At 27.2% G+C, this 10,192-nt stretch carries 11 protein-coding genes; 5 read left to right on the top strand and 6 right to left on the bottom strand.

Features of this window, described 5'->3' with window-relative positions; all coding sequences use genetic code 11:
* The first annotated feature begins 79 nt into the window (after positions 1-79).
* Positions 80-1,600: an LTA synthase family protein gene (locus LJD34_RS14655; RefSeq protein ID WP_264474835.1), complete on the top strand. Its 1,521-nt coding sequence runs from the start codon at positions 80-82 to the stop codon at positions 1,598-1,600.
* 32 nt (positions 1,601-1,632) lie between these two features.
* Here the strand turns inward: LJD34_RS14655 and rfbB are convergent, their stop codons facing one another.
* The 6 genes from rfbB to LJD34_RS14685 all read right to left on the bottom strand — a co-directional run bounded on the left by rfbB (position 1,633) and on the right by LJD34_RS14685 (position 6,092).
* Complete coding sequence (gene rfbB, locus LJD34_RS14660; protein WP_022001319.1) at positions 1,633-2,667, bottom strand: dTDP-glucose 4,6-dehydratase; 1,035 nt, start codon at positions 2,665-2,667, stop codon at positions 1,633-1,635.
* Complete coding sequence (rfbC, locus tag LJD34_RS14665; protein ID WP_022001318.1) at positions 2,668-3,243, bottom strand: dTDP-4-dehydrorhamnose 3,5-epimerase; 576 nt, start codon at positions 3,241-3,243, stop codon at positions 2,668-2,670.
* 16 nt (positions 3,244-3,259) lie between these two features.
* Positions 3,260-4,141: a glucose-1-phosphate thymidylyltransferase RfbA gene (gene rfbA / locus LJD34_RS14670; protein ID WP_032089398.1), complete on the bottom strand. Its 882-nt coding sequence runs from the start codon at positions 4,139-4,141 to the stop codon at positions 3,260-3,262.
* Positions 4,142-4,259: 118 nt separating this feature from the next.
* Positions 4,260-5,423, bottom strand: coding sequence for a MerR family transcriptional regulator (locus LJD34_RS14675; RefSeq protein WP_175302077.1), 1,164 nt, complete (start codon positions 5,421-5,423; stop codon positions 4,260-4,262).
* 50 nt (positions 5,424-5,473) lie between these two features.
* Positions 5,474-5,587 (bottom strand): cyclic lactone autoinducer peptide, encoded by a 114-nt coding sequence (locus LJD34_RS14680; protein WP_227360247.1) that lies wholly within the window; start codon positions 5,585-5,587, stop codon positions 5,474-5,476.
* The gene (locus tag LJD34_RS14685; protein WP_032089396.1) at positions 5,580-6,092 is read right to left on the bottom strand and encodes an accessory gene regulator B family protein; all 513 of its coding nucleotides are present in this window, start codon (positions 6,090-6,092) and stop codon (positions 5,580-5,582) included. Before LJD34_RS14685 ends, LJD34_RS14680 begins: the two co-directional genes overlap by 8 nt.
* 198 nt (positions 6,093-6,290) lie before the next feature.
* Here LJD34_RS14685 and LJD34_RS14690 point away from each other — a divergent pair, with 198 nt between their 5' ends.
* From LJD34_RS14690 to LJD34_RS14705, 4 genes are read left to right on the top strand one after another with little or no spacing between them, the layout of a single operon-like run.
* Positions 6,291-6,626 (top strand): helix-turn-helix domain-containing protein, encoded by a 336-nt coding sequence (locus tag LJD34_RS14690; protein ID WP_172583748.1) that lies wholly within the window; start codon positions 6,291-6,293, stop codon positions 6,624-6,626.
* Complete coding sequence (locus LJD34_RS14695; RefSeq protein WP_227360248.1) at positions 6,626-7,306, top strand: LytR/AlgR family response regulator transcription factor; 681 nt, start codon at positions 6,626-6,628, stop codon at positions 7,304-7,306. Before LJD34_RS14690 ends, LJD34_RS14695 begins: the two co-directional genes overlap by 1 nt.
* A complete protein-coding gene (locus tag LJD34_RS14700) occupies positions 7,303-8,526 on the top strand; it encodes a hypothetical protein (RefSeq protein ID WP_032089394.1) in 1,224 nt (407 codons plus the stop codon). Before LJD34_RS14695 ends, LJD34_RS14700 begins: the two co-directional genes overlap by 4 nt.
* 53 nt (positions 8,527-8,579) lie before the next feature.
* The gene (locus LJD34_RS14705) at positions 8,580-10,085 is read left to right on the top strand and encodes an LCP family protein (protein ID WP_032089393.1); all 1,506 of its coding nucleotides are present in this window, start codon (positions 8,580-8,582) and stop codon (positions 10,083-10,085) included.
* The last annotated feature ends 107 nt before the right edge of the window (positions 10,086-10,192 follow it).

Below are 10,192 nucleotides of genomic sequence, written 5' to 3' on the forward strand. Positions count from 1 at the left end.
CGGCGAAGATAGTACATTGTGCGAAAATAGCTCGTTGCCAGTTCCTTCTTTTTTTATATATAAATGTGAGGTGATCCTGTTGAAGAAAAAAAATAAGATTTTACTTACAGTTTTTACAATAATTATTTTTATTAATATCCTTTTATTGAACTCGAATATTTGGATTTATAATAATTTTGGAAATGTAAAGTTTCAAGAAATATTATTCACTTTTTTATCACCTACGAGTGGAACAGATACATCAGTTATTTTTTCTTATATCATTAGAGTAATTGTTGTATCATTTGTTTTAAGTATTCTTTTTATTTTTGGTGTTTTATATCTACGTAGAAAATGTTCATCTAAAGCTTTCAAATATTTAAAGTACATGGGCTCTCTATTGATTGTAATAACATTGATATTAAGTTTATTATATACAAATAACCGTTATAATGTTACTGCTTATTTCAATTATCAATCTCAAAAAACAACAATTTATAACAAAAAAAAGAAAGTACATAAAAAGAAAAATACTGAATATATAGGAGATAGTACAATTATCTATCAGAATCCCAAAGATGTTAAAATTAGTGGAGATAATACAAATAATCTTATTTATATTTATTTAGAATCATTTGAAAATACTTTTTTAGACACTGAAAATGGTGGTATCAAGAATGTTAACTGTTTACCTGAATTAACTGAATTAGCGAAACAAAATACTAATTTTTCTAATACTGACCAACTAGGTGGAGCATTACCTTTTACAGGTACAACTTGGACGATTGCATCCATGACATCACAATTTACAGGATTACCTTTAAAAGTTGAAGTTGCTAATGATATGGATCAACAAAATCGATTTATGCCAGGTGCTAAAACAATTGGAGATATTTTAAATGAAAACGGATATATACAAGAACTTATGATTGGTTCTCAAAAAGAATTTGCTGGGACAGATAAATTATTTTTACAGCATGGATTTGATAAAATATGTGATATTAATTCGTTAAAACAGGAATATTCATTTAAAAGTAATGAACTTAATCAATGGGGATTAGACGATTATAAATTATTCGAATTAGCTAAGAATGAGATTACGCAGCTTGCACAAACAGGTAAATTCAATTTTACGATGGCAACTATAGATTGTCATATGCCTAACGGGTTTCTATGTAAATATTGCCCTGATACATATGAAAATAGATATGAAAATGTATATGCATGTCAATCAAAACTTATTAATAGTTTTATTGATTGGTGTAAAAGTCAATCTTGGTATGAAAATACAACCATTGTTTTAGTTGGGGATCATCCAACAATGGCACAACAATATGTTAATGATGTTCCGTCAGATTACCAAAGAACGACATACAATTGTTTTATTAATTCTAAAGTGACGACTGATCAAATAAAAAATAGACAATTTACACATATGGATATGTATCCTACAACATTGGCTGCAATGGGATTCAATATAGAAGGGAATAAGTTAGCACTAGGTACGAATCTATTTTCTGAATTACCAACGATTATTGAAAAATATGGCCAAGATTATATTAATGAAGAAGTACAAAAAAGTAGTGAATATTTAGATAAAAATATATATCAGTTTAATTAAAAATGGATCTCATGACGAGATCCATTTGTTTTTTATTCTTCAACTCTTCCTTTATCTACATACATGTTTTGGAAATAGTTTTTATATTCACCAGAAATGATGTTTTCCCACCATTCTTTGTTATTTAAATACCAATCAATTGTTTGAGGAATACCTGTATCAAATGTATATTTTGGTTTCCATCCTAATTCAGTTTCTAATTTAGTTGGATCGATTGCATATCTCATATCATGACCTTTTCTATCAGAAACAAATTTGATTAATGATTCAGGTTTACCTAAAGCTTTTAAGATTGTTTTAACAACTTCTAAGTTAGTTCTTTCGTTATGTCCACCAACATTATAAACTTCTCCAACACGACCTTTTCTAATGATTAAGTCGATTGCAACACAGTGATCATAAACATGTAACCAATCACGTACGTTTTCCCCTGTACCGTATACTGGTAATTCTTCATCATTTAATGCTCTAGAAATAATTAATGGAATTAATTTTTCTGGGAAATGGTAAGGACCATAGTTATTTGAACATCTTGAAATAGTTACTGGTAATCCAAAAGTTCTATGATAAGCTAATACGAATAAATCTGCAGAAGCTTTTGATGAACTATATGGACTAGATGTGTGTAATGGTGTTTCTTCTGTAAAGAATAGATCAGGTCTATCTAATGGTAAATCACCATAAACTTCATCAGTAGATACTTGATGATATCTTTTAATACCAAATTCATTACATGCATCTAATAAAGTAGTTGTTCCCATAACATTTGTTTTAACAAAGATTTCAGGATCTTCAATACTTCTATCTACATGTGATTCAGCTGCAAAGTTAACAACAACATCAAATTTTTCTTTTTTGAATAAATCAAAGATAAATTCTCTATCAGCGATATCACCTTTAACGAATTTATAATTTGGTTTACCTTCAACTGGTTTACAAGTTTCTAAGTTACCTGCATAAGTTAATTTATCTAAGTTAACGATCATATCTTCTGGATATTTATTAACCATATAATGTACAAAGTTTCCACCAATGAAACCTGCACCACCTGTTACTAAAATTTTCATTTATTTATCTCCTTCGTATACAAATTGATTATTTGAATTTTCTAAAGTTGGTCCTGTTTGATCTTTTTCACTTAAAACAGGTTCAATACCATTTAATAATGATCCCCAATCAACATTAGCTGTTGGATCATCATAACGCATACCACCTTCAGATTCTTTATTATACACATTATCTACTTTATATCTAAATTCAACATCATCTGTTAAAGTTAAGAATCCATGGGCAAATCCTTGTGGAATAAAGAATTGGCGATGATTTTCAGCGCTTAATTCAACAGAAACCCATTCACCAAATGTTGGACTTCCTTTTCTAATATCTACTGCAACATCAATAACTTTTCCTTTAGTACAAGATACTAATTTAGATTGTGCATAAGGTGGGTTTTGCCAATGTAAACCACGTAAAGTTCCTTTTTGTGCACTAAAAGACATATTGTCTTGTACAAAATCAACAGTAATACCTAATTTTTCATATTTAGGTTTTGAATAAGTTTCTGTAAAGTATCCACGGTGATCTCCAAAAACATCTGTTTCTACAATTAAAACACCTGGAATTTTTGTTTCAATAACTTTCATCTTTTTTACTTCCTTTTTATTGATCTATAAATTTTCCATCCATTACATCTTTTAAATACTTACCATATTGATTCTTTTTATAAAGTTCATATGCTGTATTTAATTCATCTTTAGAAATCCATCCGTTGTTATAAGCAATTTCTTCAAGGCAAGCGATTTTTCTGTTTTGATGAGTTTCAACAGTTTTCACAAAGTTAGTTGCATCTACTAAACTTTCATGAGTTCCTGTATCTAACCATGTAAATCCTTGACCTAATAATTCAACATCTAAATTACCTTTTTCAAGATAGATTTTATTTAAGTCAGTGATTTCTAATTCACCACGTGCAGATGGTTTGATTTGTTTTGCGTATTCTACAACATGTTTATCATAGAAATATAAACCAGTGACAGCATAATTTGATTTAGGTTGAGCTGGTTTTTCTTCTAATGAAATAGCTTTTCCATTTTCATCAAATTCAACAACACCAAATCTTTCAGGATCATCAACATAATATCCAAAAACAGTAGCACCATCTTCTTTATTTGCGGCTCTTCTTAAACGTTTTGATAAACCATGACCATGGAAGATATTATCTCCTAAAATCATGGCACAGGCTTCACCATCAATAAATTCTTCACCTAAAATAAAGGCTTGAGCTAATCCATCAGGAGATGGTTGCACTTTATATTGAAGTGAAATACCAAATTGATGTCCATCACCTAATAATTCTTTAAAACGAGGAGTATCATCAGGTGTAGAAATAATTAAAATATCTTTAATTCCTGCATCCATTAAAATACTCAAAGGATAATAAATCATTGGTTTGTCATAAATTGGCAATAATTGTTTACTTGTTACTTGTGTTAGAGGATAAAGTCTTGTTCCAGATCCTCCTGCTAATACGATACCTTTCATAGAAGTACCTCCTTTTGTTTACTCCTAAACAATAAACCATGACGTTACGTAAGTGTCAATACAAAATATAAAATTTCTTCATTTTATCAATAAAAAAAGTGTCACACTTAAAGTATGACTACTTTCTACAAATAAATAAACCACAATCTTTAGTAATTTTAATTCCATTATTTTCATCAATGATTTTTTCAAGGTGAGCTTGAAATTCTTTTAAACGATATCCTAAATATTCTTTTTGATTGCCATGACAACTCATTATATAGTTCATTAACGCTTTAGCGTCATCAACTATTAAATAATCATCATACCTCTTTAATTCAATTTGTTTAAAATAAGGGCTTAAAAGAGTTTTTCCATTTTCTAATCCAAAATGTTCTACAAGGTTATTATTAGATAGTTGAATACGTGAATCAAAATTATGAACAATTTCAGTAATTTCCTTCATATGATTTTTACCATAAGTTGTACAATAGAATATTCCATAATCCTTAAGAACACGAGATATTTCCAAAAGACCAAGATTCAAATCTTGCAGATAAAAGAGAACATGATTTGCAATCACCGTATCAAAGAAATGATTTTTAAAAGGAATATTTTGAGCATCTAAAACAATATAGTTATAATCATTACCAAGTTTTTTTCTGGTATCTTCTAACATTCCTTCGCTAATATCTGATAAGAAAATCTCTCTATTTCTTAGATTATAGGTATTATTTTCCCATAGTTTTCCATTTCCACAACCAATTTCTAAAAGTTGATAAACATGAGAAAAGTCTATTTGATGATAGAGCCATTCAAACCAACTTTCCTTATTAATAGAAAAATGATCATGAAGATAAATACGTGTAGATAAGTTTTGACTATTGAAATATTGTTGAATAATGCTTTCATCATTATTTGTGAGATTAATGAGTTCAATAATCTTTTCCCAAGAAATTTGATCATGTTCTAAAATTTTTTCAGTGCTTTTAATGGTTGCTTTTAAATTATTAAGATGATTCATTTTTTGGTTAATCAAAGAAGTTTGTAGTTTTAAAGATTCTTTAAAACTATCTTTATCATTATCTATAATAAGAGGATAGATTTCTTCTAGTGAAAATCCAAGTTCTTTTAAAGCAAGAATCTTTTGAAGAGTAATTAAATCTTTATTACAATATTGACGATATCCATTGTCTAGAATATGCGATGGTTTTAAAAGCCCTATTTTATCATAATATCGAATTGTCCTTAATGTGACACCTGCCATTTTCGCAAATTGTCCTGTTGTATAATATTTTTCCATAGAAATATTATAAAATAGAAAATAAAAAGATGATAGTTTTTATCATCTTTTTATTTGCTTTTTAATGCTTGGGGTTTCTTTGGCTCATATAAGATCCACCATGAAGGAGGTACATCTAAAACTGCTGCAAAACCAACTAATAAATCAAATAATCCTTTAAACATGATTTTCACCTCTTTTCAATAAAATTAAAATAGTGTTAATAAATAAAGAAATCAAGTAAATAACAAGTAAAGATGAATCAATAAAAGAGCATAAGTATAAAATCAATATTTCTATGCAATGAAGTCTTTTGTTTTTTTCAAAAGATAAAGTGTAATTGGCTACTATTAAACTCAAACATATCAATCTTAAAAAAGGGATATTTGTAACATATTTAATAAAATATGAGGCAAAGAGAATGATCATGTTTGAAAAGACAAGACATTGTAGAAATGATGAACAATGAAAACTTTTATAGGATAATCTTAATGGTATAAAAAAGAAAATGAATAAAACGAATTCGTAAGTTGTATGAAAAATGAATGATAAAATAATTGCTACAAAAAGGGTAGAAAGGTTGCATAACAATCCTTCCATTCCATAAATTGCAAGTTCAATTTGATCTAAATCATTTTCATATTCTCTAGGAATTATTTTCATTGTTAGATACTTAGCAAGGTGGTTCATATATAATACTTCCTTTCTTGATTTCAATTTTATTTTATAGAAAAAAATAAAATTTGATACTATTAGGGAAAATTAAAGAAATAGTGGGAAAATTAACTAGAATGTTATTGATTAAAAAGTATATAATACTATTTGAGATAGTAGAATATCGCAATTCTTTATTTATCAAACGAGAATCTTTTTATGGAGGACAAAATAATGTTAGGAGAGAGATTACAATATTTAAGATTAGAAAAAGGAATGACACAAAAGGAATTATCAAAAGTATTTAAGGTATCATTGAAAACAATACAGTTTTATGAACAAAATAGAACCATCCCAGATATATATTTAGTTGCTGAAATGGCTAAATTTTTTAATGTTTCATGTGATTATATTTTAGGAGTTGTCAATACACCTATTCCATTAGATGAAAGAGAAGCAGAAGCTAAAGACCATATTTATATGCCAAAAGAGTTTATGAAAAACAAAGAAACAAGAAGAACATATAAAACAATTGTGGAGTATGTAAAAATGGTTCAAGAGATGAAATAATGTATAAAGTAGCAATTTTAGATGATGAAAAAAACTTTTTAGAAGAAATACATAATTGCTTACAAGAGTATGAAATGTTTGAAGTATCATATTTTCAAGAAGCAAAGTTGTTGATTGATGAAATTGATTATTTGGATGTTGTTTATATAGACTATGAGATGGAAAATATGACAGCATTTGAGTTTTTTAAAGAAACTCAAATGAGTAAATACATTAGAATCATCATTACTAAATATGATCATATTGTTTATAAAAGCATAGATTATGATATTTTTGATTTTATTAGAAAAAAGAAATTAAAAGAAGATATTCACAATAAGATGAATAGATTACTTAAAAAATTAGAATCAGATCACGATCGAATTATTGTAGAAAGTGGTAATCGAATTGTTGCGATATATTATGATGATATACAATATATACATACAGATAAAAATTATATTGTAATTCATGGAAGAGAGGAGTATAAAATACGCTCTACTTTCAAAGATTTTATTAAGAAGATAAAGAAAAATGATTTTATTACAATTTCTTATGGAATCCTTGTAAATATGAGATATGTTCAATACATTAATCTAAAAGAAATGATGGTGGTTTTAGAAAATGAAATACAACTACCTTTAAGTTATAAATATAAAAATTCTGTAAAAGAAGCTTATCAGGAATATAAAATACGATGAAATTATTTTTAGATATTATTTATGTTTTGATAGAAAATTTAATTTATGTGATGTATCTTGATTTATTCTTTAAAAATAGAGAAGAGGTAAAGTATAATAAAATATTCTTTATAGTATTTATGAGTTTTTTATCTTTAATGATGAATAAATATTTTGCTATAAGTTATGGAGGCATTATCTTATTGATTATAAGCTTAATATATATTCATCTTTTTTATGATGGTGACATTTATAATAAGATAATTAAACTTATTTTTGTGAATGTTAATATGTTGCTTATTAATGGATTGTGTATGTTTTTATTAAATCAACAATCACTATATTATATTGTTTATGCTTATGATGGATATTTAGGATATTTGATTACTTTTATTTCTAAGGGAATATGGTTGATAGAATATTTTTATTTAAAAAAGTATTTGAAGGAAGAGTTTCAATTAAATAAACATATTTGGTTTTTTGTTATGATAACACTTGTAGCTATTATTTTTTTAGATCTTTATACTTTTAATGAATATCTGATGAATCAAATGCGTTTATCATCGATTATTTGTTTGTATGTAGTTTCATTAATGATGATTGTATTGATTTATATATTATGTTCAGAAATGACGCAGTACTATCAACGTTTAATGAATCGAAAAATTCATGAACAAGCATTACAGTATGAAGAAACACTTGTGGAAATTGCTAATCAAAAAAGTAAAAAATATAACAAAATTATTCATGATTATAAAAAGCTTGTTAAAGATTTAAAAGAAAATCAGGAAATTGAACTTCAAGATATATCATTAGAAATACCGACAGAGGTTATTCACACAAACAACATTGTGTTAAATTATGTTTTTAATCGGTATACAGAAATCATGAAGGAACATCAGATTGATTTTTATGGAACTTATTCTGATCAAATTTATCAAGGTGTTTCTTCTTATGACTTAGCCACTATTTTAAAATTTTTATTGGATCATGCGATTGTTCTTAGTCAAGAAACAACACATAAAGCAATTCATTATACGATAGAAAGTCAAAGATATTATACAATTATTAAGATAAGATGCTTGATTGAAAATGGGATTGTCGTTGATCATCATTTTAAGAAGAATGAATATTTGATAGAAGAAATATGTAGAAAATATAATGGGAAAAAATTGTCAAAAATAGAAGATAATCAGTATATATTTGGATGTTATCTAGAAAATAGTGGCGATTTGCTATAAAATGTCGATTGTGCTATGATAAACGAGAATTAACCAACATATGGAGGATGATTATGAAACAAAACAAATTTATGCGATTTATGACATCCAGAGCACTTATTTTGACATTACAAGTTGTCGCATCTGGTGTCCTTTTATATTTTGTGTATTTAACAAAATTATTACCTGTTAAATACTTTGCTATTTTAGCTGCTGTTTTGGCAGCATTGGTTTTATTGTTTTGGATTATTATTCAAACAGGAAAGAAAAAAATTGTTGAAGGGAAAACAAGTAAAAGAACTATTATTTCTAAAGTGTTGAGTTTAATTGTTTCAATTGTTTTAGTAATTGGAAGTACTTTTGCTGCAAGAGGAAATACTTTCTTAAATAATGTACAAACAACAACTCAAAAATACGCTATCAATGTCATTGTTTTAAAAGATGGTGATTATGGAACAGCATCACTTGATGGTTTAAAAGGTGTTAATTTTGGTAGATCATATGAAAAAGAAAAAGCTACATTAAATAAAGCTTTAGCACAAATGGAAGAAACGATTGATACACAAAAGTATACGACATATGATACATATTCTCAATTAGCAGATGCTCTTTATAATAAAGAAGTAGATGCAATTGTTGTTGGAACACAATATAAATCAATGTTAGAGTTAAATCATGAAGGCTTTGATGAAGAAACAAGAATTGTAAAAACATATGAATTTGATAAAAAAGCAAAATCGGTAACAACAGCAGTAACAGATGTAACTGAAAAGCCATTTAATGTATATGTAACTGGAATCGATACATATGGTTCTGTATCAACAGTATCAAGAAGTGATGTTAACTTAATTGTTACTGTTAATCCAAAAACTAAACAAATCTTAATGACAAGTATTCCACGTGATTGTGAAATTGAACTTCATAAAAATGGTAAAATGGATAAATTGACACATACTGGTATCTATGGTGTTGAAGAGACTATTTCAACGATTGAAGACTTTTTAGATTTAGATGTTAACTATTATGCAAGAACAAACTTTAGTGGTATTACAAATATTATTGACGCATTAGGCGGAGTAACTGTTGATTCTGATTATGAATTTACAACAAGACATGGTAACTATCATATTGTAAAAGGTGAAAATGAATTAGATGGTGATAAAGGGCTATGTTTTGTAAGAGAAAGATATAATTTACCAAGTGGAGATTATGATCGAGGACGTAACCAACAAAAATTATTAAAAGCAATGTTGAATAAGGCAATGTCACCAAAGATTATTACTAATTTTCAAAGAATCTTAACAGCAATCGAAGGATGCTTTGAAACAAACATGTCTTCTGACGAAATTAAATCATTAATTAATATGCAACTAGATGATAATGCTGAATGGGATGTTTTCAATGTACAACTTGATGGAAAAGGGTATATGACAGATCAAACTTATTCAATGCATGGTACATCAATCTATGTTATGAAACCTTACGCATCATATGTTAAAAAGATTACTAAACTTATTGATTGTGTTGAAAACGGTGATAAGATAACTGAAAATGATGTAAAAGATTTAGGTGGAGAATAGTAGAAAATTTAGAATGGATCTTATGGATCTATTCTTTTTTTTTGAAAAAAAACCGAATTGCAAGCAGAAACTGGAAATAAGAGAAAATAGGAACTAATTTTTATAGA

Origin of the sequence: Faecalibacillus sp. MSK20_93, from assembly GCF_020589945.1 — a bacterium.
GTDB lineage: Bacteria > Bacillota_I > Bacilli_A > Erysipelotrichales > Coprobacillaceae > Faecalibacillus > Faecalibacillus intestinalis.